The 23432-nt window shown below is 65.5% G+C and carries 25 protein-coding genes and 1 riboswitch; of the genes, 9 read left to right on the plus strand and 16 right to left on the minus strand.

All coding sequences use genetic code 11. From position 1 onward, the window contains the following. Positions 1 to 12 precede the first annotated feature (12 nt). Positions 13 to 999: an LLM class F420-dependent oxidoreductase gene (locus CH275_RS19420; protein WP_094679924.1), complete on the plus strand. Its 987-nt coding sequence runs from the start codon at positions 13 to 15 to the stop codon at positions 997 to 999. On the opposite strand, the gene CH275_RS19425 is transcribed toward CH275_RS19420, so the two are convergent. From CH275_RS19425 to CH275_RS19435, 3 genes are all read right to left on the minus strand, one after another. Then, positions 980 to 1669, minus strand: a complete 690-nt coding sequence (locus CH275_RS19425) for a DUF3239 domain-containing protein (RefSeq protein WP_094679925.1) — start codon at positions 1667 to 1669, stop codon at positions 980 to 982. The genes CH275_RS19420 and CH275_RS19425 overlap by 20 nt on opposite strands. Before the next feature lie 39 nt (positions 1670 to 1708). Then, entirely contained in the window at positions 1709 to 3364 is a 1656-nt protein-coding gene (locus CH275_RS19430; protein WP_094680277.1) for a DNA repair helicase XPB, read from the minus strand. 89 nt (positions 3365 to 3453) lie between these two features. Beyond that, positions 3454 to 5745, minus strand: coding sequence for a helicase-associated domain-containing protein (locus CH275_RS19435; protein ID WP_094679926.1), 2292 nt, complete (start codon positions 5743 to 5745; stop codon positions 3454 to 3456). Positions 5746 to 5806: 61 nt separating this feature from the next. Between CH275_RS19435 and CH275_RS19440 the strand changes: the two genes are divergently transcribed. Further along, positions 5807 to 5995: a hypothetical protein gene (locus tag CH275_RS19440; protein WP_008719333.1), complete on the plus strand. Its 189-nt coding sequence runs from the start codon at positions 5807 to 5809 to the stop codon at positions 5993 to 5995. Positions 5996 to 6074: 79 nt separating this feature from the next. Here CH275_RS19440 and CH275_RS19445 read toward each other — a convergent pair whose 3' ends face one another. From CH275_RS19445 to CH275_RS19455, 3 genes are all read right to left on the minus strand, one after another. Continuing rightward, positions 6075 to 6686 (minus strand): transglycosylase family protein, encoded by a 612-nt coding sequence (locus tag CH275_RS19445; RefSeq protein ID WP_094679927.1) that lies wholly within the window; start codon positions 6684 to 6686, stop codon positions 6075 to 6077. A gap of 8 nt (positions 6687 to 6694) precedes the next feature. Then, positions 6695 to 6895: riboswitch (cyclic di-AMP (ydaO/yuaA leader) on the minus strand. Between the two features lie 277 nt (positions 6896 to 7172). Beyond that, complete coding sequence (locus CH275_RS19450; protein WP_094679928.1) at positions 7173 to 7547, minus strand: YccF domain-containing protein; 375 nt, start codon at positions 7545 to 7547, stop codon at positions 7173 to 7175. A gap of 3 nt (positions 7548 to 7550) precedes the next feature. Continuing rightward, positions 7551 to 7769 (minus strand): hypothetical protein, encoded by a 219-nt coding sequence (locus tag CH275_RS19455; protein ID WP_373453725.1) that lies wholly within the window; start codon positions 7767 to 7769, stop codon positions 7551 to 7553. A gap of 188 nt (positions 7770 to 7957) precedes the next feature. On the opposite strand from CH275_RS19455, the gene CH275_RS19460 reads away from it, so the two are divergent. After that, on the plus strand, positions 7958 to 8374 hold the full coding sequence (locus CH275_RS19460; RefSeq protein ID WP_179276274.1) for a cold-shock protein: 417 nt from the start codon (positions 7958 to 7960) through the stop codon (positions 8372 to 8374). A gap of 12 nt (positions 8375 to 8386) precedes the next feature. Here the strand turns inward: CH275_RS19460 and CH275_RS19465 are convergent, their stop codons facing one another. From CH275_RS19465 to CH275_RS19475, 3 genes are read right to left on the minus strand one after another with little or no spacing between them, the layout of a single operon-like run. Next, on the minus strand, positions 8387 to 8899 hold the full coding sequence (locus CH275_RS19465) for a DUF2771 family protein (RefSeq protein WP_094679931.1): 513 nt from the start codon (positions 8897 to 8899) through the stop codon (positions 8387 to 8389). Further along, positions 8896 to 10704, minus strand: a complete 1809-nt coding sequence (locus CH275_RS19470) for an MFS transporter (protein ID WP_256991121.1) — start codon at positions 10702 to 10704, stop codon at positions 8896 to 8898. Before CH275_RS19470 ends, CH275_RS19465 begins: the two co-directional genes overlap by 4 nt. Before the next feature lie 4 nt (positions 10705 to 10708). Next, positions 10709 to 11557, minus strand: a complete 849-nt coding sequence (locus tag CH275_RS19475; protein ID WP_373453726.1) for a glutaminyl-peptide cyclotransferase — start codon at positions 11555 to 11557, stop codon at positions 10709 to 10711. Positions 11558 to 11616: 59 nt separating this feature from the next. Here CH275_RS19475 and CH275_RS19480 point away from each other — a divergent pair, with 59 nt between their 5' ends. Genes CH275_RS19480 through CH275_RS19490 form a run of 3 tightly spaced genes read left to right on the plus strand, consistent with a single transcriptional unit; the run spans position 11617 to position 15882 of the window. Further along, positions 11617 to 12615 carry a DUF3027 domain-containing protein gene (locus CH275_RS19480; protein WP_094679933.1) on the plus strand — a complete coding sequence of 333 codons (999 nt, stop codon included), beginning with the start codon at positions 11617 to 11619 and terminating at the stop codon, positions 12613 to 12615. Further along, positions 12612 to 15341, plus strand: a complete 2730-nt coding sequence (locus CH275_RS19485) for a sacsin N-terminal ATP-binding-like domain-containing protein (protein WP_094679934.1) — start codon at positions 12612 to 12614, stop codon at positions 15339 to 15341. Before CH275_RS19480 ends, CH275_RS19485 begins: the two co-directional genes overlap by 4 nt. Further along, the gene (locus CH275_RS19490; protein WP_179276233.1) at positions 15331 to 15882 is read left to right on the plus strand and encodes a phosphatase PAP2 family protein; all 552 of its coding nucleotides are present in this window, start codon (positions 15331 to 15333) and stop codon (positions 15880 to 15882) included. The genes CH275_RS19485 and CH275_RS19490 overlap by 11 nt, the downstream gene beginning before the upstream one ends. Here the strand turns inward: CH275_RS19490 and CH275_RS29600 are convergent. Both CH275_RS29600 and CH275_RS19495 read right to left on the minus strand, forming a co-directional pair. Beyond that, positions 15851 to 15994 carry a hypothetical protein gene (locus CH275_RS29600; protein WP_155289340.1) on the minus strand — a complete coding sequence of 48 codons (144 nt, stop codon included), beginning with the start codon at positions 15992 to 15994 and terminating at the stop codon, positions 15851 to 15853. The genes CH275_RS19490 and CH275_RS29600 overlap by 32 nt on opposite strands. Before the next feature lie 140 nt (positions 15995 to 16134). Further along, entirely contained in the window at positions 16135 to 16374 is a 240-nt protein-coding gene (locus tag CH275_RS19495; protein WP_094679935.1) for a DUF2530 domain-containing protein, read from the minus strand. 59 nt (positions 16375 to 16433) lie between these two features. Here CH275_RS19495 and CH275_RS19500 point away from each other — a divergent pair, with 59 nt between their 5' ends. The 3 genes from CH275_RS19500 to CH275_RS19510 are packed head-to-tail and all read left to right on the plus strand — an operon-like array spanning position 16434 to position 19695. After that, entirely contained in the window at positions 16434 to 17885 is a 1452-nt protein-coding gene (locus CH275_RS19500; protein ID WP_094679936.1) for an NCS2 family permease, read from the plus strand. A gap of 52 nt (positions 17886 to 17937) precedes the next feature. Continuing rightward, a complete protein-coding gene (locus CH275_RS19505; protein ID WP_094680280.1) occupies positions 17938 to 18366 on the plus strand; it encodes a MarR family winged helix-turn-helix transcriptional regulator in 429 nt (142 codons plus the stop codon). 57 nt (positions 18367 to 18423) lie between these two features. Next, complete coding sequence (locus tag CH275_RS19510; protein ID WP_094679937.1) at positions 18424 to 19695, plus strand: MFS transporter; 1272 nt, start codon at positions 18424 to 18426, stop codon at positions 19693 to 19695. 4 nt (positions 19696 to 19699) lie between these two features. On the opposite strand, the gene CH275_RS19515 is transcribed toward CH275_RS19510, so the two are convergent. Genes CH275_RS19515 through CH275_RS19535 form a run of 5 tightly spaced genes read right to left on the minus strand, consistent with a single transcriptional unit; the run spans position 19700 to position 23400 of the window. Next, the gene (locus CH275_RS19515) at positions 19700 to 20305 is read right to left on the minus strand and encodes a response regulator transcription factor (protein WP_094679938.1); all 606 of its coding nucleotides are present in this window, start codon (positions 20303 to 20305) and stop codon (positions 19700 to 19702) included. Further along, positions 20302 to 21432 carry a sensor histidine kinase gene (locus tag CH275_RS19520; RefSeq protein ID WP_094679939.1) on the minus strand — a complete coding sequence of 377 codons (1131 nt, stop codon included), beginning with the start codon at positions 21430 to 21432 and terminating at the stop codon, positions 20302 to 20304. The genes CH275_RS19515 and CH275_RS19520 overlap by 4 nt, the downstream gene beginning before the upstream one ends. Positions 21433 to 21470: 38 nt before the next feature. Next, complete coding sequence (locus CH275_RS19525; protein ID WP_094679940.1) at positions 21471 to 22244, minus strand: ABC transporter permease; 774 nt, start codon at positions 22242 to 22244, stop codon at positions 21471 to 21473. Continuing rightward, positions 22241 to 23176: an ABC transporter ATP-binding protein gene (locus tag CH275_RS19530; RefSeq protein ID WP_094679941.1), complete on the minus strand. Its 936-nt coding sequence runs from the start codon at positions 23174 to 23176 to the stop codon at positions 22241 to 22243. Before CH275_RS19530 ends, CH275_RS19525 begins: the two co-directional genes overlap by 4 nt. Further along, a complete protein-coding gene (locus CH275_RS19535; protein WP_179276234.1) occupies positions 23173 to 23400 on the minus strand; it encodes a hypothetical protein in 228 nt (75 codons plus the stop codon). Before CH275_RS19535 ends, CH275_RS19530 begins: the two co-directional genes overlap by 4 nt. Positions 23401 to 23432: the final 32 nt, after the last annotated feature.

Genomic DNA, 23432 nt, shown 5'->3' on the forward strand with positions numbered 1-23432 from the left:
ACTGTGCTTGTCATGCGATTCGGATTGTTCGTTCCACAGGGTTGGCGCCTGGATCTGGTCGGTATCGACCCTGCCCAGCACTGGAATGTACTGCGTGATCATGCGCTCGCCGCCGAGGCGGGCCCGTGGGAGTCCCTGTGGGTCTACGACCACTTTCACACCGTTCCCACCGCGACCGACGAGGCGACGCACGAGGCCTGGTCGCTGATGTCCGCATTGGCCGCGACCACCTCCCGGATCCGGCTCGGGCAGATGTGCACGGCGATGGCGTACCGCAACCCGGCCTACCTCGCCAAGGTTGCCGCCACCGTCGACATCATTTCCGGTGGTCGCGTCGAGATGGGTATCGGCGGCGGTTGGCACGAGCACGAGTTTCGGGCCTACGGATACGGGTTTCCCTCTGCCGGAGAGCGATTGGGGCGGCTCGACGAGGGCGTTCAGATCTTCAAGCAGGCGTGGACAACCGGGGAAGTGTTTCTGGACGGCAAGTACTACCAGATCGACGGTGCCGTGGTGCGGCCCCTGCCGTTGCAGGAGGGCGGTATCCCGCTGTGGATCGCGGGCGGCGGCGAGAAGGTCACCCTGAAGATTGCCGCGAAGTACGCCGATTACACCAACTTCGACGGAACCCCCAGCGGATTCGCCGCCAAATCGGCTCTGCTGCGCGAGCATTGCGCCACCGTGGGCACCGACTTCGAAGCCATCGTCCGATCGGCGAATTACAACGTCGTCATCGGCGCGACCGAGGCCGAGGTGGAAGACAAGCTGCGCGCCCTCGAGAGTCGGCTCGCCGAGTACGTCGGTGCCGAGAAGGCCGACGGCGCACTGGCGGCGTATCGCGGCATGCCCGGAGTCGGAACCCCGGAGCAGATCGTGGAGAATCTGACGTCCCTGCAGGAGCAGGGAATGACGTACGGAATCTTCTACTTCCCCGAAGCGGCATACGACCGCTCGGGCATCGAACTCTTCGAGCGCGAGGTCATTCCGGCTCTTGCGTAGGTCGTCTCGGATCCTCGGGAAGGTCGGCGGGGTCCACGAGCAACTGCTGGTTCTTGGCCTTGCGGACCTTCTCCGACAACCCGATGTTGGCGTGCAGCAGTGCCCACTCACCCTCGGTGATCTCATCGGTGGCACGTGCGAGAACCGTCGGATCGGGGGTGCCCCAGGCAATGGGCATCGCCGAGACCAACTGCCAGGTTCGCCCGCCCGTGTTCGCGCCGCGGTCGGCGAGAACCGACACCGAGGGCACCTTCGCACCCCGCTCCATCGCATGTCCGGGCAGTGCTCGCACGACGCGGGTGATCAACACGTAGTGCGGTTCTTCGACACCAGGCTTGGCGATGTCGACCAGGGCCAGCAGTAGCGCTCCGACCGGTAGTTTCTCGGCCACCACCGCGGGCACCAGATCGCCTGCTGCATACTGCGATTCGATGGAACCCATTTTCCGCGGTGCCCACAGCATCACCCACAGGGAGGTCGCTGCACCGACCAGGAACACCGCGCCGAGGATGTACGACCACAGCGTTGCGATCCAGATGAACCACACCCCCAACGCGATCAGAATCACCGCGGTGAGCGCCGCGGAGGCCCGCAACCGGCGAAGTTCGGTGAACGTCTCGTTGACCGACTTCGCGTGGGCTACGTCTACGTGAAACTGGAATCGGCGCACACGACCATTCCTAGCACGGCACTGCGGCGATCCGAAGCCTCAGATCGCCGGACCGAGCAAGTCGTCCGCGTCGGTGATGCGGTACGCGTACCCCTGTTCGGCGAGAAAACGCTGACGGTGGGCGGCGTATTCGGCGTCGAGGGTGTCGCGGGAGACCACCGAGTAGAAGTGCGCCTGACCGCCGTCGTGTTTCGGCCGCAGTAGTCGGCCCAGGCGCTGGGCCTCTTCCTGCCTCGACCCGAACGTTCCCGAGACCTGCACTGCCACGGACGCTTCCGGAAGGTCGATTGAGAAGTTCGCCACCTTGCTCACCACCAGCGTCTGGATCTCGCCCTTGCGGAAGGCGTCGAAGAGCACTTCACGTTCCTTGTTCTTGGTCGAGCCCTGAATGACCGGAGCGTTCAGCGCCTCGCCCAGCTCGTTCAACTGATCGAGGTACGCGCCGATCACCAACGTCGGAGCGTCCTGGTGTTTGGCCAGGATCGACTTCACGACGGCGATCTTCGTGTGGGCCGTCGAGCACAGTTTGTAGCGCTCTTCGGGCTCGGCGACGGCGTACGACATCCGCTCGGCGTCGGTGAGGGTGACGCGAACCTCGATGCACTCGGCCGGCGCGATCCAGCCCTGCGCCTCGATGTCCTTCCACGGGGCGTCGTAGCGCTTGGGGCCGATCAGCGAGAACACGTCGCCCTCGCGACCGTCTTCCCGGACGAGCGTTGCCGTCAGGCCGAGGCGTCGACGTGACTGCAGATCGGCCGTCATGCGAAACACCGGGGCGGGGAGAAGGTGGACCTCGTCGTAGATCACCAGACCCCAGTCGCGGGAGTCGAACAGTTCGAGGTGCTTGTATTCACCCTTGGTACGACGCGTGATCACCTGGTACGTGGCGATTGTCACAGGGCGGATCTCCTTGCGCTCGCCCGAGTACTCGCCGATCTCCTCCTCGGTGAGCGAGGTGCGCGCGATGAGTTCGTGCTTCCACTGCCGACCGGCGACGGTGTTGGTGACCAGAATCAGCGTCGTCGCCTTGGCTCTGGCCATCGCGGCTGCGCCGACCATCGTCTTGCCCGCGCCACAGGGCAGGACGACGACGCCCGAGCCGCCGGCCCAGAACGAATCGGCCGCCATCTCCTGGTAGTCGCGCAGTGTCCACTTGCCGCCCTCGGTGTCGAGCTCGATGGGGTGGGCTTCGCCGTCGACGTAGCCGGCGAGGTCCTCGGCAGGCCAGCCGATCTTGAGCAACATCTGCTTCACATGGCCGCGTTCGGACGGATGCACGATCACCGTGTCCTCGTCGACCATCGCGCCGAGCATGGGCGCAATCTTCTTGTGGCGCATCACCTCTGTGAGCACCGCGCGGTCCAGGCTGATCAGGACCAGGCCGTGGATCGGGCTCTTGACCAACTGCAGTCGGCCGTACCGGGCCATGGTGTCGACGATGTCGACCAGCAGCGGCTGCGGCACCGCGTAACGCGAGAAGTTCACCAGTGCATCGACCACCTGCTCGGCATCGTGGCCGGCCGCACGCGCGTTCCACAGAGCCAACGGGGTGATGCGGTACGTGTGGACGTGCTCGGGGGCACGTTCGAGTTCCGCGAACGGTGCGATGGCCGCCCGCGCTGCACCCGCAAGTTCGTGATCGATCTCGAGCAACAGCGTTTTGTCGGACTGAACGATCAGCGGGCCGTCGGTCACGGTTCCTCCTAGAGACTTCCGCTGCACCCGAAAGAGCGCAACTTCTCCATTGTCCACAGGTAGGGGCGCGCGTGCACGTGAGCGTCGAACTACTCGACCAGAGCGACCGAGGTGATGCGATGCAGGGTGAAGCGCCGAACCCCTCCGGTGGCGGGGTCGAACGCGTCGAGTTGGCCGCCGCCGATGCTGATCGGATCGACAATTCGGTGGGTCGCGACCCCCTGTGCGTCGACGTAGCCGATGCTGACGCTGCGTTTGACCTTGGCTGCGGTCTGCAACAACGTCATCGTCGCGGTACTGCTGGCGCGAGACCCGTCGGCGCGCACCACCGCGCCGCCGTTGCCTGCTGCCCGGTCGGAAGCACGCATCCCGCGAACCAGCGATCCCAGTTGTTCCTCGGTGGGGACGGCAGGCGTGCGGAACGTCTGACGTGGCCGCCTCGCCGACACCCGCGAACCGCGGGCGCGCAGATCGACGATGGTGCCGGACGAGTCCTCGCCCGCAGGGGCGAACCCGGCTCCGGCCAGCACGGTGAGAACCTCGGCGAGCGGGGCCTGCGAGATCGCGACGGTCGGGGCGAGGGCTCGAAGGGCCAACGATTCGGCCGCCGGGGACGCCATCACCTCGGCCAGCAAGGCCGGATCCTCGCAGCGCACGAAGGACGCGGCGACGCCTGCCCGCAGGCGACCGTGTCGACGCGCCACGTCGTCGATCAGGTATGTCAACGCCTGTGGCACCGGAGTTCTCGAATGGGTCGCGAACAACGCATGCAGCTCCGAGGCGCTCAATCCCACATCGAGGGCGCGACGCAGGCTCGTGTCGCTGATCCGGTACATCGTCGCTGCCCCCGCCGATTCGACGTCGGCCACGAGTTCGATCCGATCGTGCAGGTCCGGCTCGAGCGGGCCCGGTGCCACCAGCGTGAGATCGGCTTGCACCAGGACGTAGTCGATCGGCTCGGGGAGCGCTGCACGCATGTCGGCCTCGGCATTACCGTCGTGCAGCAACGAACGACCCGGGGTCGACATCGCCCCACGGGCGACGATGCCGAGCGCAGTCGCTTCGGCGATGACGTGACGGACGGGTGTGACGCCGAAACGTCCCGACCACCGGGGCCGACGCCACGCCAATGTTCGGGAGAGGTCTGCCGGCTGTGCCGAGTGGCCGCTGCCGAGTTCGGCCAGCAGTTCCAGGATCATGCGTCGATCCCGCGGTGCGGCCGGTGAACGGACTTCGTCGGACAGTGCGGCGATGGGCTTGTCGTTGGGATCTCGCATCCCGATGACCCACGGTGCGCGCGGCACCTCGAGCCAGGCGGAGGCGAGCGTGTGCCATCGGGCTGCCGGGGCAGCGGTGAGCCATGCCTCGACCGCGGGTGTCGGTGCCCAGTAGTCGTCTCCGGTGTCGGACGCGGGAACGGGGTCCGGTGTTCCGCTCGAGATGAGATGGGCCGAGGCCAGCAGCTCGACGAGGATGCTGACGCGGTCCTCGTCGAGGCCGGTGGCCTTGGTGATCTTGCGAAGCTCGCGCACACCCAGCCCGCCTGCCTTGAGCGCTGGAGCCGGTGAGTTGGACAGGGCCTCGATGACGAGGACGCAGTGCCTGCCGAGTTCGAGTGCCTCTCCTGCGGCAGCGGCATCGACGTCGGCGAGCGACTGTGTGCTGGTGGCAAGCTTCGGCTCGGCGAGCGATCGTGGGTCGGACATCGGCTCGCCGCGCAGGATCTGCCCCACCTGGACGGGCAGCTCGACGGTTTGCTCGTCCAACCAGATCAACAGGCCTGCGGCGAGCAACTTCTGGACCGGGCGGTCCGCAGGAGTGCCCGGTGCCGCGTCTCGGGTGCGGCCGGTCGGGGATGATCTGGCCAGGGTGTCGAGCAGATTGCGTTCGCCGTCGCCCAGTGCGGCCAGGGATGCGGTGATGTGCGACTCGGTGAGATTGTCGACCGGATCGAGCGCGCGGCCGATGCGCCACGGCACGGCGTCCACTGCGCCCGCGCTGATCCGGAAACCGGCTGCGTCGCCCCACACCAGCAACCGTTCGCGGAGTTGGGCCAGTGCCTTGTCGATGCTCTTGGCCGGTGCACGCTTGGCGACGACGGCCAGCAGCGCGGCGCGCGTGACCGGCCGATCGTAGGCCTCCTCGACGGCGAGAATCTCGAGGACGGTCAGAGCGAGTGTGTCCAGGGTGTCCGCAGTGTGCAGAATCGACCGGCGCTGCTCGGCCCGTCCGGCGAGTACCGCCAGCGATGCGGGCGGCGGCGCGGTCAGATCCGGACGCAACGACATGGCCTTGATCAGCTCGGCGTCGGAGCGAGCTGCGATCCACTGAGGTAGATCAGGGGGCGTGTCGGTGTGTCGGTGCGCAGTCGTGTCGGTCATCGTCTATCAGATTAGAGACCTGGGCTGGTGCTCGCCGCAGGGCAGGTGTCAAAATAGGCGCATGGTGAACAAGTCGAAGAAGCCCTATGTCGATCCAGGCTGGCCGGAAACCGCTCGCGGTGACCACGCGGTGACCGAACTCTCGTCCGCTCGATCGGGTGGCTTGTCGCCCTTCGGCGAGGACACCGAGTTCCCGCTGCCCGTCGAAGACCTGCCCTATGCGCATCCGGTGACCGTGGTCAACCGCTGACGAAGCCCACGCAGCAACGAAAAAGCCCCCGACGTCGTCGGGGGCTTTTTTCGTACGAGATGCGAACCGTCGCGGGCGCTTACTGAGGCAGGAATGCCTTGTTGGCCTGGTAGAAGTTCACGACCTGCGGATCGAGCTGGATGCCCTGCGCTGCGTTCTGCACGAACGAGGCAATCGCCGGGTCGTTGGTGATGTTCTGCACAGCGGTGACGATGCCGTTGACGACCTCGGCAGAGCTGTCGACTGACGGGATGGACGACAGGTCGGGAAGTGCGGGAACTTCCGGTGCCTTCGGGGTGGCCGGAACGCTGCGCTCGGTGGGCGCGCTGCTCAGGCCGAGGCTCGAGGAGCAGGACGGCCATGCGCCCCAGCCCTGCGAGTCGAGGACCTTCTCCGCGACTGCGATCTGCTCTTCGCGGCTGGCCTGGTTGGCCGTGGCCGCGTACTGCTGACCGCCGTGCGAGTTCCAGGTGCTGGGGGAGAACTGCAACCCGCCCTGGAAGCCGTTGCCGGTGTTGATGCCCCAGTTGCCGCCGGCTTCACACTGTGCGAGGCGGTCCCAGTCGGAATCCGGTGCCGCGTTTGCCGTGCCGGAGAAGGCGAGGCCCGCGGTGCTCATGATGGCTCCGGTGACGGCGACCTTGGCGACGGTCTTGCCAGTGGTGCTCGGCTTGCGATGACGTCCGCTCATACGAGTTGAAATCCTCTCCACACGCGCCTGCGAGGTCAGCTGTCGGGTTCGGGCTGAGAGGTAGCCCGGCCTTCTCGCTCACGGTCTTCGGTGAGCAATTGGGCTTCACCCCAAGGGAAGTCGGTGCAACTTCGTGAGTTGCGACAACTTCCCGGTTGTCCCTGGAGGACGTGGGTCCCCCGTCCTCGTCCCCTGGGTGATCGTCGAGGGTGTTCCGGTTCCCGCGGGACGAGGTTTGGCGCTGCGGGCCGGAGTTCGGCCGAACTTTCCGGCCGCTGCTGACCGTACTGAAATTCCCGGCTTACGTCACTATTTGGTAACTGTCGATTTTTCGGCGTCGCACGGAGTGCGTTTTGCGCGTCATTCCGGTCTCTCGAGTCTGCCCAGCTAGTGGACGTGTCGAGCTACGAACCCCAGTCCGTTGCCTGGCCGTTATCTCCGCGTTATGTGATGGAAGTCACATGGGCCCACGGCCCGTCCGAAAGGTCACCGAACCGCAACGATGTCCTTGCCGAGGGGCATCAGTGATACGGGAATCAATTTCAGGTTCGCGATCGCCAACGGGATGCCGATGATGGTGATCGCCATGGCGATTGCCGTGACCACATGAGTCAGCGCCAACCACCAGCCGGCGAGGATCAACCAGAGCACGTTGCCGACCAGCGCGCCGGACCCGGCACCTGGCTTGTCCACGATCGTCGACCCGAACGGCCACAGTGCGTACACGCCGATGCGGAACGACGCGATGCCGAACGGGATGGTCACGATCAGGATGCACAGCAGTATCCCGGCGAAGAAGTAGCCGATGGCCAGCCACAGCCCACCGAAGACCAACCAGATGATGTTCAGGATCAATCGCATGATCTACCGGGCCCGCCGTCCGGACGCCAGTGCGTACACCAAAGCCAGCACGAACCCGGCCGGTGCCGAGAACATCGCCGTCAGATACAGGCTCAGCGGGGGCTTGGCGTCGGAGAAGATCGGAAACAGCAGGATCGCGACGATGGCGACGAGGCCGATCGCGAACAGTGCCAGCGCGATGCGCAGCAATACGGTGCTGCTCTTACGGGTCGATGTATCCACCTGCACCACGGTAGTGCGAATCGGGCGGTACGGCGAAGAACTCGAATGCCCTATCCGGGCGCACCGCGCTAGACTGGCGTATTCGCGTCCCACGGTCTTGTGGGGCGCGAAACTTGTGCAGACCGCGGGTCCGAACATCGGGCGTGCGAACGAAACGACCGACAGCAACAGATGAACGGGTGAGCTCAGTGCCGACCGGCAAGGTGAAGTGGTACGACGTCGACAAGGGATTCGGATTCCTCTCGCAGGAGGAAGGCGAGGACGTCTACGTGCGTTCCTCGGCGCTGCCCGAGGGCGTCGAGGGCCTCAAAGCCGGTCAGCGTGTCGAGTTCGGCATGGCTGCGGGCCGTCGGGGACCACAGGCACTGAGTTTGAAGGTGCTCGAGCCGGCACTGTCGGTGCGGCAGAACACCGGCAGTACCCGCCGCGAGCCCGTCGAGCGCAAGCACACACCCGACGAGCTGCACGGGATGGTCGAGGACATGATCACGCTGCTCGAGGCGACGGTGCAGCCCGAACTCCGCAAGGGCAAGTACCCCGATCGCAAGATCGCTCAGCGCATCTCCGAGGTCGTCCGCGCCGTCGCTCGTGAGCTCGACAGCTGATCTCCGCGAGCGCTACGGGCGGGTGCCGATCGACCAGATGGCGTGGCTGACGAAGCCCTCCTGATTGGTGTCGGTGTCGATGATGCCGGTGGGCAGACGCACTTCGATTCCCAGCAGGGTTCGGTTGCTGTCGTCCGTGGTGGGCACGGTGACGCTGAGCTTCGAGCCTGGCTCGTTGAATTCCGTGTTCTCCACCACGTCGCCACTGTCGTCGCCGTAGACCGAGGCCAGTACCCACGGTGCCGAGTACACGGCCTCCGGTAGCGAGAGCTGCACCGTCCGCGCCATGCCGACCTGAACTTCGGTGGTCTCACCGACGTTGGTGCACAGCGGGTCACTGACGGCGCAGTACAGGTACGGCTCCACCACGACGGCTCGGCCGTTGGTGTAGGCGGTGACGGTCGGTTCCTTGTCCGGCGCGTTCCCGACCAGCAGGGCGAGCACCGCGACGAACGCGACGGCGATGACGAGGAGACCGGCGGCGATCAGCGCGGCGATCTTCGTGGTGCGGGGAGCGAGATTCACTTGATCACGTTTTCGCCGAAGGAGCCGTCGGACATTTCTTGTTCGACGTGGTCGGGGCGGTTGCCGCCGAAGCCGGGCAGAAGCGATCTGCCACGGTAGGTGAGGAATGTCTGCACGAGGCCGATCGTAAGCAACACCGACACCACCGTGAAACCGAGCCAGTATTCGGTGGGCAAGAGGACGCCGAGCGTGCCGCCGAGGACCCAACACAGCTGCATGACGGTTTCCGAGCGGCCGAATCCGGAGGCGATCGATTCCGGCGGTAGATCGGCCTGCAGGGACGCGTCGAGGGAGACCTTGGCGAGCGCGCTTGCGCTCGACGCCACGAGGGCGGCCAGGGCTGCGGTGAGCAGGCTGTCGGTGATCGCGGCGACGACGGCCACCACTGTCACGGCGATGGTGCACCGCAGGACCACCAAGGACGGTCGGCCGAGTTTGATTCTGGCACCGAGCGCGTTGCCGGAGAAGTTGCCGAGACCGGCTGCGGCTCCGACGAGTCCGAGCATCGCGGCCTGCTGAAGCGGTTCGTGTTCGGTGCGGGATTTGGCGACGAAGGCGATGTAGAGCGTGAGGAAGCCGGTGAGGATGCGGATGGTGCCGTTGCCCCACAGCCCCACGATGACGGCCCGCCCCAGAGGTTGTCTGCGATTCTTGGTGCTGCTCGATGTGGGCGGGGCCGTGCGGCGGAGGTTCTCGGTCGGGGCACCGCTTCCGGCGAAATCGCGTCCGCCGTGCTGATCGGCGTGGTAGCTCAGCGTCGCAGGCACTTCACCCTCGGTGATCTCCACCCAGGACGGAATCCTCATGCTGAGATAAGCGCCGAGCACGGTGATCGCGGCGACGAACCACAGAGCGCCGGGGGAGTCGGCGACGAACGCGATACCGCCCGCTATCGCACCCGCCGCGATGGTGCCGCCGAGCAGGCCGAACACGGTGAGGCGTGAATTGACGCGGACCAGGTCTATCTCCGGCGGCAGCACTCGCGGTGTCACCGCGCTCTTGAGCACCGCGAACGACTTGCTCAGGACCAGCATGCCGAGGGCGGCGGGGTACAACACCCAACTGTCGAAGTTGAACACCAGCACCACCGCCAGCACGGTGCGCAACCCGAACGAGGTGGCCAGCGCGATGCGTCGACCGTGCTGGAGACGGTCGAGCAGTGGTCCGATGAGCGGGGCGATCAGGGCGAACGGCGCAATGGTGATGACGAGATAGAGCGCAACCTTGGTCTTGTCCTCGCCGGTGGCCGCGGAGAAGAAGAGCGTGTTGGCCAGAGCGATCGCCAGAGCCGCATCCGATGCGAAGTTCGCCATCGTCGCGTAGGTCAGCGCCGTCAGACCGGACTTGTCGGCACCGTCGGCCTTCGCGGCTCGCTGAAACGATGCGATGCCCTTGCCGGTGAGCTCGCGGCCGCGCATCGCGGCGACGCGGGTGACGGTCAGCTTCTTCGGCATCGGCGGCGGTTTGCGCGCTCCCGCTCTGGTGCGGCCCGCAGTGAGCTGCTCGGTGCGCGGCGGATGCAGAGGGGGCAACGGTTCGCGACGGCTCGGGACACGGGCGGATGCGGCGGTGCCGGCGGGCGGGTAGTTCGCCAACCCCGGGTGCTCGAGGGGGTCAGGAGCGGAGCCTGCGGAGTGACCATCGGGGTCAGGAGCGGAGCCTGCGGAGTGACCATCGGGGTCAGGAGCGGAGCCTGCGGAGTGACCATCGGGGTCAGGAGCGGAGCCTGCGGAGTGACCGGACACGCCGTTCTGTTCGGGGTCGTCCGCACCCGGTGGGGTGTGGGGGAGACGGGGATCGGTCACGGTGTCAATTCTGTCCTACGGGCGCGGTATCGGTGAATCGCACCTCGAAGATCTTGGGCCAGTATTTGCCGGTCACGAGGAATCGGTCGGTGCCAGGGATCTGTGCGATGCCGTTGAAGACGTCGGCTCCGCTGCGGTCGGAGGCCGACATCGAATTCCACAGTGGTGTGCCGTCGATGACTGCCGTCACTGCCCCGGTGTCGGGGTCGATGCGCATGATGTCGAATGTCTGCCACACGTTGGCGTAGACCGATCCGTCGTCCGCACACTCGAGTTCGTTGAGTCGCTCCACCGGACTGCCGTCGAGTGTGACGTCGACGGTGCTCTCGGCATCGAACGTGGTGGGGTCGCGGAAGGTGAGGGTGGACGAGCCGTCGCTCATGACGAGGCGGTCGTCCGGTGTTCCTCGGCCCTGTGCGCAGAGTCCCCAGCCTTCGCCGTCGTAGTCCACTCGGCGCTGTTCGGCCAGGGTGTCCCGGTCGCGGGCGATGGCGACGCCGTCCTGCCAGGTGATCTGCCACAGGGTGTCCCCGTCGACGGTGATCCCTTCGCCGAACAGGTCGGACGGCAGATCGACCCGCTCCAGTTCTGTCATGTTCGCGAGCGATGCGCGCCGGACGAACGACGAGCCTTCCAGCCCGGTGCCTTCGTAGAGCACGTCACCGTCGATCTCGAATCCTTGGGTGAAGGCGTCGTCGCTGCGGTCGTACTCGCGTACGACCTCGGTCGTCAGGGTCGGAACCGAGTCGGAGGCCACCGGAGTCGAGGCGGTCGGTCCTGACGTCGATGAGCAGGCGGTCACTGCCAGTACCGAGGCGAGGACAGCGGCGATGGTGCGAACGCTGGCGGTCATTGGATCCATGATGGCAGCCCGAACTGGGCGTCATCGAGTCGATGCGGCAAACTGGATGTGTGAGTTTCGTATCTTCTCCAGAGCTCGATTCCATCCGCCCCGTCTTGGCCGATGCCGTGGACCTCGCGCGGCAGGCTCTGCTCGACCTGGGAGAGGGAGGTGTCGGCGAGTACCTCGGTGTCACCGTCGAGGACGCCAGTGCAGCCACCCACCGGTTCGCCAGTGATCTCGAGGGCTACCGAGGTTGGCAGTGGGCCGTCGTGGTCGCGGCCCCGGATGACGCGGACCACGCCACTGTCAGTGAGCTCGTGCTGCTGCCCGGCCCCGACGCTCTGGTGGCACCGTCCTGGGTGCCGTGGGACGAACGCATCCGTCCCGGCGATCTGGGACCGGGCGATTTGCTGTCTCCGCGTCAGGACGACCCGCGGCTCGTCCCGGGCTACGTCAGCTCCGGTGATCCTGCGATCGACGAGGTTGCAGGTGAGATCGGTCTGGGTCGAACGCAGGTCACCAGCCTCGAAGGACGTCTCGACGCCGCCCAACGTTGGCACGACGGCGATTTCGGCCCCGATACCGAGATGGCGAAGGCCGCGCCGTCGACCTGCGGGCTCTGTGGCTTCTACCTCCCGATCGCCGGATCGCTGTCCGCGGCATTCGGAGTGTGCGGCAACGAGTTCGCTGCCGATGGGCATGTGGTGCACGCAGAGTACGGATGCGGAGCGCATTCCGACACCGAACTCCCCACCGGAGCAGGATCGCCGCAGTTCGAGCCGTACGACGACGCGGCGCTCGACGTCACCCAAACGCCGGTGGACCCGATCGAGCCGGCTGTTGCTGCAGAGACAGCCGACAGCGGCGAGGCAGCTGCCGCTACCGAGACAACCGACAGCGTCGAGGCAACGGGAGAGGCCGAGGCTGCCCCGGCCGCGTCGACGACTGCGGAGGTCGTTGCGGCCGGCGAGGCCGAACCTGACGCCGAGGCCGAACCTGCCGCCGACGATGCGTCGACCGCTACCGATCTTGCTGCGCAGGAAGAAGATTCGGTATCTCCGAGCTGATCGATCCGTTCGATACCGGGTCGCTGCGGGAGTCGATTCTCGCAGCGTGGGGCTCGTCGCCCACGCGGCTTCGCGAGGATTCGGCGTCCGAGTCCGATCTGGTTCGCGGGGGCTACCGCGACCGGCTGTTGACCGAGCTTGCGCAGAACGCTGCAGACGCGGCGTCGCGGGCAGGTGTTTCGGGTCGGTTGGCGGTGTGGACCGATGATGTCGGCTCCATTCACATCGCCAATACCGGTGCTGCGCTTGATGTTTCGGGTGTACATGCACTGACGGCGCTGAGGGCGTCGGCCAAGACTGCTGTAGACGGAGGCGTCGGGCAGTTCGGAGTCGGGTTCACCGCGGTGCGATCGGTATCCGACGAGATCGAGGTGCGGTCGGTCGACGGTGGCGTCGAGTTCAGCGCGCAGCGCACGCGCGAGGCACTACGCGAACGGGGCCTGGTGGTGCCGGACACGGGTGTGCCGGTGCTGAGGTTGGCGTGGCCGGTGAGCGTACCGCCCGCTGAGGGCTTCGATACCGAGATCGTGTTGACGCCACGACCCGATGTCGACGCGAAGTCCTTCGTGTCAGCTCTCGTCGACGAGGCCGCCGACCTGCTACTCGAACTCGACGCGCTGAACTCGATCGATATCGATGGCACCGTGATCGAGTGCATCAGAACGGAACTCGACGATTCCAGCGCCGAGATCGCAATCGGATCGCGAACGTGGCGGCAGCTCACCACTCCTGCTGCGCGATGGCTCGCCCCGGTCGTCGACGGTGTGCCTGTTCCCGCGTCGCCCGATGTGCTGCGGGCTCCCACTCGATCGGACGAGCTGTTGTCGTTGCCCGCGTGGGTGATTGCCGATGTTCCGATGCAGCCCGATCGGCGACGCGTGCTGCCGGGGGCCTCGTTCGACGCAGTGGCGCACGGCTATGCGGACTTCGTTGCCTCGTTACCTGCAGGGTCGCGGGCAGCGTTCGTGCCCGAGGTCGGATTCGCGCGCAGCGAGGTCGATGGGCAATTGCGAGAGCTCATCTTCCGTCGATTGTCCAGTGCACCATGGCTTCCCGGTGCTGTTGGACGCGATCTCGTGCCCGAACGAGCGAACGTCGTCGCGGACGCCTCCGAGGAACTGGTCTCGGTGCTGATCGATGTGGTGCCCGATCTGGTCGATCCGGCGCTGTCCGGTGCTCGTCATGCGTCGGCGCTCTCTGCGGTGGGCGTGCACCGGATCGGATTGGCGAGGTTGGCGGAGATGCTCGGTGGGCTCGATCGCGAGCCGAGTTGGTGGCGTCGACTGTTCGACGCGTTGATGCCCCTCGTCGTCGACGGTGTCGCTGCGGAAGAGCTTGCTGCCCTGCCTGTTCCGCTCGCGGACGGCCGCACGGTCACCGGTCCACGGACGACGGTGATCGGCTCCGATGCATCGGCGGCGGTGACATGGGTGCGTCTGGTGCATCCGGACGCGGTGAGTCCATTGCTGACGCGGCTCGGTGCCCGTGAGGCAACCGCGTCCGAATTGCTGACGGACCCGGCCCTGGAGGCGGCGCTCGACGATCTCGACTGGGACGACCGTGACGACGTCGAGACCCTGGTGAGTGCCGTTCTCGCGCTGGCCACGGAGGCGGGTGAACTACCGGGCTGGATCGGCGGGCTCCCACTCGAAGACGAGCACAGCGAGCTGCGCAGTGCCGACGAATTGTTGCTTCCTGGAGCGCCGTTGGCGGATCTGCTGGTGCAGGATTCACCGTTCGGCCTACTCGCGCCTGCGATGGTGACGAGGTTCGGTGAGCGGGCGCTGCGTGCGGTGGGCGTCGGGTGGGGCTTCTCGGTGGTACGCGACGAGCTGCCGACCGGGCCGGATCACGACCTCGACGACGAGGCGCAGTGGTGGTCGAGCCTGTCGGCGGAACCGGAGACTCTGCTCGCTGTGCGAGATCTGGACCTCGTTCGATCGGATGCCTGGCCCGATGCCCTCACCGTGCTGCTCGACGATCCGAGTACTCGTGCGGCACTGACCGATCGCAGCGGCTACACCGCATGGTGGCTCAGGCGTCATGCGCGAATACACAGGGTGCCCCTCAGTGCGTTCCGCGCGCCGTCCGACGAGACGTTCGCCGGGTTGCTCGATCCGCTGGATCACCCACGCGCCGACGAGCTGGCTGCGTTGCTCGCTGCGTCGGAGTGCGAGAGCGTCGAGACGGCTCGCGTGCTGCTGCAGGCTCTGTCCGATCCGCGGAGACATCCGAGTCCCGCAGTGATTGCACGTACCCACACCCTGATCGCCACGGCGGTCGCCTGCGGGCGCATCGACGTCGGCGACATCGACCCACCGGATCGCGTACGCACCCTCGGCGGTGCGGTCGTGGGCGCGTCGGAAGCGCTGGTGATCGACGCTCCGTGGCTGGCGAGCGTCGTATCGCCGGAGGTTGCAGTTCTGTCGGACATGGCTACCGCAGCGGCTCTGGCGGATGTTCTCGACATCGGGCAGGCGTCGGAGGCGATCGGCGGAGAAGTGCTCGGAATCGGACGTGTCAGCTCCTGGGATCGTGAACCCGGAGCCGTATTGGCTTGTGCGGTAATGGGATTGCCACTTCCGCAGGGCGGAGTGGTGGTCCATCGCGAGCTGGTGGTGCGGCTGTCCGGTGACATGAGCGGCGAGCGAACAGTCCCGTGGTGGGTGACCACCGACGGAATCGTCCACTGCACGGAGAGTTGGGAGCGACCTCGTGGGCTTTGATGCCACAGTGCTCGACTGGATGGTCGAGCACCGGATCGACTGGCTGACAACGGTGTTCTGGATCATCACCACACTGGGCAACACGGTGTCGATGTTTCTGTTGTCCGCGGTGGTCGTCGTTGCGGTGCTTCGCGTCGGACGCAGATCGGATGCCGTTGTCGTCGCGGGTTCGATGCTCACCGGCTGGGGTCTGATGAATGCGCTCAAATTCGCGTTTGCACGGGAGCGTCCACCGATTCCTGAGCGGCTGGTGGATATTGCGAGCCATTCGTTTCCGTCGGGCCACGCGATGATGTCGATGCTGCTTGCCACGGTGGCGATCGCGGTGATGATGCGATCGCCGGCTCCGTGGCTGCATCGGCCGGCTCTGCTCGTTCTACCTGTGGTCGCGTCCCTGCTGATCGGATTCTCTCGGATCTACCTGGGTGCGCATTGGACCACGGACGTGCTGGCCGGCTGGTTGTTCGGTGCCCTGTGGGGGCTGGGGTGGATCTATGCCGTCGCGCTGATCAGCGCGAGAAATCCGAGCGCTGGGCGATGACGAGCAGCTCGTCGCGCATGGCCGGGCTGGAGACAGCGTTGGCGCGTGCGTAGAGAGCGCGGAGCGAGCGGACGTGGTTGCGACGGTTGCGGTACTGAGAGACGAGCTTCATGGCCTGGCTTTCGTGGATCTGGAGGTTATCTGAACTGACATAACCCATGGTCCACGTTAACTTTGTGTTACTCAACCGGCTGAGGGGTTAGTTTGCCCACGTCAGGGCGTTGCGGTGATCGAGCTAACGTGATCCTGATCTCAATCGAGGCCGCGTTGGGCTGTTTTGCTCCCGCGACGTGACGCCGCTCTCTGCAACAGGAAGATTCCGAACCCTACGGCACCCACGGCGATACCGGACCAACACGTCGCCAGTGCGTCGTCGGTGCGGTCTCCGGTGGCCGTGAACACCACCAGCGCGACGATCCAGCCGAGTATGCCTATCGCCAACACCGGCACCGGATCGGTGAGGCTGCGTGGAATCTGGGGGAGGTCGGCCACGAAATCACGCTACGCCACCATATTTCTCCAAGTCTCGCGGTGTGCTTTATCGTTCGCTCATGCAATTGTCGTCGCGGCTACTCGACAACTACTTCAAGATCACCGAACGCGGCTCGACGGTCGGATCCGAGGTTCGAGGTGGCGTGGTCACCTTCGTGGCCATGGCCTACATCGTCGTGCTGAATCCCCTGATTCTCGGCAGCTTCTCCGCCGACGACGCAGCGGCCAAGACCGACGTGCTCGGCAACATCCTGCCGGTGGCCCAGGTTGCCGCCGTGACAGCGCTGGTGGCCGGGTTCATGAGCATCGCATTCGGCATCATCGCGAACTACCCCTTCGGTATCGCGGCGGGCCTCGGCATCAACACGTTGCTCGCCGTGACCATCGCGCCGCAGGTGACGTGGCCCGAGGCGATGGGGCTGGTGGTCATCGATGGCATCATCATCGTGCTGCTGGCCGTCACCGGGTTCCGCACGGCGGTCTTCAACGCGATCCCGGCGGAGCTGAAAGCAGCGATCGCCGCCGGTATCGGCGCGTTCATCGCGTTCATCGGGCTGGTCGATTCCGGTTTCGTGCGCCGTGTCCCCGACGCCGCAGGTACGACGGTTCCCGTCGGGCTCGGTATCGACGGGTCGATCGCGTCGTGGCCGACGGTGATCTTCGTGTTCGGGCTGCTGCTGATGGGTGTGTTGGTGGTGCGCAAGGTCCGCGGCGGACTGTTGATCGGCATCGTCGTCACGACGATCTTCGCGGCGATCGTCGAGGCCGTGACCGACGTGGGGCCCTCCAACGGCGTCGACCCCAAGGGCTGGAATCTGTCGGTGCCGCAGTTGCCGAGCCAGCTGGTGCAGTCTCCCGATCTGTCGCTGGTCGGCAATGTCGATCTCCTGGGAGCGTTCACTCGCATCGGTGTGTTGGCTGCGAGTCTGCTGGTGTTCACGCTCGTGCTCGCGAATTTCTTCGACGCGATGGGCACGATGACCGGCTTGGGCAAGGAAGCGAATCTGGACAAGGACGGGAAGCTTCCGAACATCGGTAAGGCTCTGGTGGTCGAGGGTGCCGGAGCGATCGTCGGTGGCGGTGCGTCGGCGTCGTCGAACACGGTGTTCGTGGAATCGGCGTCCGGAATCGCCGAGGGTGCCCGCACCGGACTGGCCAACGTGGTCACCGGACTGCTGTTCCTGCTGGCCATGTTCTTCACGCCGCTCACGGCCGTCGTCCCGATCGAAGCGGCTGCTCCGGCGCTGGTCGTGGTGGGTGCGCTGATGATCGGGCAGGTACTCGACATCGACTTCAAGCGCTTCGACTACGCGCTGCCCGCCTTCTTGACCATCGTGGTGATGCCGTTCACGTACTCCATCGCGAACGGGATCGGCGTCGGTTTCATCACCTGGGTCGTGCTCGCGGTCGGATCCGGGCGGGCAAAGACGGTACATCCGCTGTTGTGGATAGTTGCACTGCTGTTTGTTGCATATTTCGCGGTCGGACCCATCACAGAGGCGGTTACATGACGCGCGGTCGGTACCAAGGCGTATTCTCTGCGCTGTGACGTCGGGAAACATAGTGAAAGACAATCGGGAATTGGCAAGCGATCTGTCGCTTGCGGTGGTGAGGTTGACTCGTCACCTTCGGGGTAGGCGAGTGGACTCGCAAGTATCACTGACGCAACTGTCGGCTCTGGCCACCCTGAGTCGGGAGGGTGATATGACGCCCGGTGCGTTGGCTGCGCGGGAGAGGGTGCAGCCGCCGTCGATGACGCGGGTGATCGCGTCGTTGGCCGAACTCGGCCTCGTGGTGCGCACGCCGCACCCCACCGATGGCCGCCAGGTGATCGTGTCGCTCTCACCTGCCGGTCAGGAGCTGATCGCCGACGAGGCGAGTGCGCGTGAGGCGTGGATGACCGCGCAGCTCGCGGGGCTCACGGCCGAGCAGCTCGACATTCTGCGTGACGCGGTGAACATCATCGGTGCCCTGGTGAGCGACTCCGAGTAGTTACCTAGGTTTATTATCTGAATGGTGGCCCCTGCTTCCTCTACGTCCGGTTCGTCGATGTTCGCTGCTCTGAAGACTCGCAACTATCGATTGTGGGCGTCGGGGCAGATCGTCTCGCTGGTCGGAACGTGGATGCAGCGGGTTGCCCAGGACTGGCTCGTGCTGACGCTGTCCGGCGGCAACGGCCTCGCCGTCGGCATCGTCATGGCCCTGCAATTCGGGCCGACGCTGTTTCTCTCGGTCTGGGGTGGAGTACTGGCAGACCGGTACGACAAGCGCAAGCTCCTCATGATCACCCAGGTGTTCGCCGCAGTCTGCGGTCTGGTTCTCGGCGTGCTCGACGTCGGCAACATGGTCGAGCTGTGGCACGTCTACGTCATCGCCTTCATCCTCGGCTGCTCGTCCGCCATCGATGCGCCGGTGCGTCAATCCTTCACCATCGAGATGGTCGGCAAGGAGACTCTCTCCAACGCGATCGCGTTGAACTCGATGACGTTCAATATGGCGCGGATCGTCGGGCCTGCCGTGTCCGGAGTGCTCATCACTCTCGTCGGTACCGGCTGGGTGTTCCTGATCAACGCGGTGTCGTTCGCGGCGGTGTTCGGTGCCCTGGTGGCGATGAACGTCGGTCAGCTCTTCCGTGTCGAACCGGCACCGAGGGCCAAAGGGCAGGTGCGGGAGGGCTTTCGGTACGTCTGGGGGCGGGGAGACCTGCGCGTGCTGCTGGCGACGGTATTCATGGTCTCGACGTTCGGTCTCAACTTCCCCCTGAGCCTGTCGGTGTTGGCGCGCAACACGTTCGGCAGCGGTGCCGACGCATACGGATTGCTCTCGACCACCCTCGCGGTCGGCACGTTGGCGGGAGCGACCCTGGCGGCCCGTCGCGCCACGGCCCCGCGATTGCGGCTCTTCATCGGTGCAGTCATCGCGTTCGGGGTGTTCGAGCTACTCGTGGGGTTGATGCCCAATTACGTTCTGGTGGCAGTCCTTTTGGTGCCCGCCGGCGCACTGACGCTGACGTTCACGACGTCGGCGATGAACATTCTGCAGATGTCGGTACCGTCCGACATGCGCGGACGCGTGATGGGCATCTACATGTTGTGCTTCCTGGGCGGAACTCCGCTGGGCAGTCCGGTGCTCGGTTGGCTCGCCGACGTCCTCGATCCACGCGCACCGCTCGTGTTCGGCGGCGTCATCTCACTGGCCACGGGGCTGTTCGCGGCCGTGTATCTGCTGCGGCACAACAACTTGCGGATCACCGTGGTGCCGCCCGCCGACGGTCATCGCCTGCCCACCCTCGACACGGTGGCCGCGACCGCCAAGGTGTGAGCGTTCAGATCCACCCGTGGCGTCGGGCCAGCGCGCAGGCCTCGTGCCGATTCGCCGCGCCGAGCTTCGCAGCGGCGGCAGACAGGTAGTTGCGAGTGGTGCCCGGCGACAGATGGGCGCGCTGTGCGATCTCCGCGATCGACGCGCCGTCCGCGGCGAACTCGAGCACGTCTGCCTCACGCGGTGTCAGCGGCGAATCCCCGGCCCCGATGGCTTCCGCGGCGAGCGTCGGGTCGACGTAGCGCCCGCCGCCGTGCACGGTGCGCACCACCTCGGCCAGGGTGGCGGCCGAGGTGGTCTTCGGCAGGAACCCGCGCACTCCGGCCTCCAGTGCCTTCTTCAGGTAACCCGGTCGACCGTGGCTGGTGACGATGATCGACGCGCACGTCGGCAGAGTCTCGGCGATCTTCTGGGCCGTCTCGATGCCGTCGATACCGCCCATCTGCAAGTCCAACACCGCCACATCGGGCGATAATTCGGCCGCCACGGTCAACGCCTGCTCGCCGGATTCGGCTTGGCCGACGATCTCGATGTCCTCTTCGAGATCGAGCATGGTCGCCAGCGCCGACCGAATCAGGTTCTCGTCGTCGGCCAGTAGAACCCGGATCATGGTGTAGTCCTAAGCTTCTCGGTCGGTAGCGCGGCGGTCAGGGTGAATTCGTCGGTGGTCCGCTCGGTGTCCAGGGTGCCTCCGACGGCGACCAACCGTTCTCGCAGTCCGCTCAGGCCCGTGCCGTCGTTGCGGCCCGTGGACGCGCCGGGGCGGTCGTTGGTCAGTCGAATGCCGGTATCGGTCAGTTCGATTCGACAGTAGGTGGCTGCAGAGTGACGCAGTATGTTCGTCACTCCCTCACGAACCACCCAGGCAGCGGCCTCGGCCGCGCGCTCGGACAGGACCGAGGTTTCGCCGACCAGTTCGGTGGAGATGCCCGCGGCGGACAGTAGTGATCGAGCTCCGTCGAGTTCCGAGGCCACATCGACCGATCGATAGCCGCGTACCAGTTTTCTCGCGTCGGCCATGGATTCCTGGGCCAGAACGCGAACCTCGTCCATCTGGGTGGCAGCTCGATCGTCACCTCTACGCGCCAGTGTCGCCGCGAGTTCGCTCTTGACTGCGATGGCGGACAGCGCGCGGCCGACGACGTCGTGCAGATCTCGCGAGAACCGCAGACGCTCCTCGGCAACCGAGAGCGCGGCGGCGGCGTCGCGGGTGGCGTCGAGTTCGGTGACGATGCGCAGCAGCCACGCCGACAGTTGCACGGTGAAGGACATGAATGCGATGAAGAGACCGAGCACCAGAGTTTCCACCGCCGGGCTTCCCAGAGCCGCCGCGAGCCCAGCGGCGGCCACGGCCGTCGCGAGGCACCACCGCAACGGAATCAAGGTCGAGACCGCCGTGGTGATGAGCACTGCGGCCCACAGTGCGTTGCTCGTGGTTCCTCCGGCAACCAGCACCACAGCGCCGACGGCCATGATCGCCAACGGGATTCGTGGGTCGGCCGTCGACTCGCCGCCGAGCGCGGGGGTGCGCTGCACGACCACGAAGGTGGCTGCGGCACAGACAGCCATCGCTGCAATCGACAGATAGTCGTCGAACTGCAGCGACGTCAGCATCGCTGCGACGGCAACACCGACGACGATCAGCAGAAACGACTGACGGGTGTAGACGCGTACCTTGTCCACTGCACTGCTGTCGTTCCAGCCGTGCAGTGGATTGAGGTATTCGTGCAGCTTCATGATCTCCAGCCTTGCAGACGGTCGACGAAAGGTGCGATCTAGGACCGGGGTTCCCAGCGGAAGTGCGTGCGGGCGATCAGCAGGCTGCCGACGATCCAGGCGAGCATCACCACCAGCGGCATTCCGGCTTCGGCGAAGGTGGAGGCGAACCCTATCGACGCGTCTCCTGGAGTGGTGGTGCCGAACCAGCCCAGATTCAGTAGGTCCGAGACCGCGGCCATCGGGGTCGGTTCGACGACCCTGCTGAAAGAATCCGGGAGTACACCGCGAAGCAGCGACGAGCCGATCATGGCGATCAGGATGACCGGAAGACTGGTGATCTGAGCTGCTTCCGCATTGCGGGTGAAGGCAGACGTGATCAGTGCCAGTGCGGCGAACAGTGCAGCGCCGCCGAGAAGAGCGACAGCGACGAGCAGGACGTTGGTGGGAACCGGTCCACCGAAGGCCACCACCACGGCTCCTACGATCAGACCGAGTGCGACGGTGAGGATCAGCGATGGTATCGCCGGGCCGAGCAGTATCTGAACGTCCGAGCTCTCTCCGGTGCGAAGTCGCTTGAGCACCAACTCGTCTCGACGCGTGGCGTAGACCGAGAGCATGTTGTAGTAGACCATGAACACCAGCAGGAACAGGGCGAAGATCTCGAGCGCCCCTCCGACGACGGTGTCGGTCAATCCGTCGTCGCTCCGGATGCCGATGATCAGCAGGGCGATCGGCAGCACGAGAGGTATGACGGTCGCGTTGAACAGCAGTACTCGGTTGCGTCCGAGCAGCGTGAATTCTGCTCGCGACAGGGCGGTCATCGTGCTCATGCGCTCATCACCTCGGTGTTCGCTATGGCGGAATTGTCGAATTCATCTGCGATGGAAAGGAATACGGTCTCGAGCGATGCCGCTCTGGCGTCCAGGCCGTGCAGGGTCACCCCGTTGTCTCGAGCCCACAGCAGCAGGTCGGTCAAGGTCTCCTGCACCGAGGACGTCTGGATGGAGACGGTGTCTCCCGAGACGTCGATCGACGTACCGGGCAATGGCGGCAGTGCCGTACCGGGGGCCTTCAGTTCGATCTTCGCGGGGTGGTCGGCGACCACCTCGTCCACCGTTCCGCTGCGAACGACTCTGCCGCGGTGCATGATCGCCAACCGGTCGCAGAGAGACTCGGCCTCGTCCAGGTAGTGGGTCGTCAGCATGATCGTCACGCCGGAGTTCTTCAGCTCCTGAATCAAACGCCATGTGTTGCGCCGACTTTCGGGATCGAGACCGGTGGTCGGTTCGTCCAGGAACAGGATGCGCGGACGACTGATGATCGCGCACGCGAGGTCCAACCTGCGCTGTTCGCCCCCGGAGAGGAATTTGACCCGGGTATCGGAGCGATCGGCCAGATCGACGCGACCGAGCACCTCCGCCACCGGCAAGGGATTGCTGCAGGTGCCTGCCCACATCTGCAGACTCTCGGCGGTGGTCAGATCCTGAGGCAGGCCGCCCTTCTGCAACATGATTCCCAGAGACGGCCGGACCTTGCGGCGATCGGACACCGGATCCATTCCCAGGATCCGCACCGTGCCCTCGCTGGGGCGCGAAAGGCCCTGAATCACTTCGAGAGTGGACGTCTTACCTGCACCGTTGGTGCCCAACAATCCGAACAACTCGCCCTCGGCGACGTGCAGGTCGAGAGTTTTGACGGCCTCGTACGCGTTCTTGCCCGAACCGTAGCGGCGAGTCATACCGTCGACATCGATGATGCTCATGATCGCTTCTGCCAGTGCCGCAGTCCGATGACGAACCGGACACCCATGAAGGCGACGATGACGCCGAGTGCGACGAACGCCGGAAGGGACGTGCCGACGATCGCGAACAACACGGCGATGATCGCGAGACTGATGACGATGACGACGATCTCACGCGCCATCGTCGGAGCCGGTCCGAGCTCCATGAGATCAGTGAACAGGTTTCCTTCGTCTGGTTGCTTCATGACTACGAGTCTGCTGCGCCCGAACCGCCGAA

Source organism: Rhodococcus sp. 06-235-1A (genome assembly GCF_002258785.1).
Classification (GTDB): Bacteria; Actinomycetota; Actinomycetes; order Mycobacteriales; family Mycobacteriaceae; genus Rhodococcoides.

Bases quoted from the DNA above. Each gene is read 5' to 3' on its own strand.
- CH275_RS19420 (WP_094679924.1), top strand. From the start codon at position 13: ATGCGATTCGGATTGTTCGTTCCACAGGGTTGGCGCCTGGATCTGGTC.
- CH275_RS19435 (WP_094679926.1), bottom strand. From the start codon at position 5,745: ATGACCGACACGACTGCGCACCGACACACCGACACGCCCCCTGATCTA.
- CH275_RS19440 (WP_008719333.1), top strand. From the start codon at position 5,807: ATGGTGAACAAGTCGAAGAAGCCCTATGTCGATCCAGGCTGGCCGGAA.
- CH275_RS19445 (WP_094679927.1), bottom strand. From the start codon at position 6,686: ATGAGCGGACGTCATCGCAAGCCGAGCACCACTGGCAAGACCGTCGCC.
- CH275_RS19450 (WP_094679928.1), bottom strand. From the start codon at position 7,547: ATGCGATTGATCCTGAACATCATCTGGTTGGTCTTCGGTGGGCTGTGG.
- CH275_RS19475 (WP_373453726.1), bottom strand. From the start codon at position 11,557: ATGACCGCCAGCGTTCGCACCATCGCCGCTGTCCTCGCCTCGGTACTG.
- CH275_RS29600 (WP_155289340.1), bottom strand. From the start codon at position 15,994: ATGAAGCTCGTCTCTCAGTACCGCAACCGTCGCAACCACGTCCGCTCG.
- CH275_RS19500 (WP_094679936.1), top strand. From the start codon at position 16,434: ATGCAATTGTCGTCGCGGCTACTCGACAACTACTTCAAGATCACCGAA.
- CH275_RS19510 (WP_094679937.1), top strand. From the start codon at position 18,424: ATGTTCGCTGCTCTGAAGACTCGCAACTATCGATTGTGGGCGTCGGGG.
- CH275_RS19515 (WP_094679938.1), bottom strand. From the start codon at position 20,305: ATGATCCGGGTTCTACTGGCCGACGACGAGAACCTGATTCGGTCGGCG.
- CH275_RS19520 (WP_094679939.1), bottom strand. From the start codon at position 21,432: ATGAAGCTGCACGAATACCTCAATCCACTGCACGGCTGGAACGACAGC.
- CH275_RS19525 (WP_094679940.1), bottom strand. From the start codon at position 22,244: ATGAGCACGATGACCGCCCTGTCGCGAGCAGAATTCACGCTGCTCGGA.
- CH275_RS19530 (WP_094679941.1), bottom strand. From the start codon at position 23,176: ATGAGCATCATCGATGTCGACGGTATGACTCGCCGCTACGGTTCGGGC.
- CH275_RS19535 (WP_179276234.1), bottom strand. From the start codon at position 23,400: ATGAAGCAACCAGACGAAGGAAACCTGTTCACTGATCTCATGGAGCTC.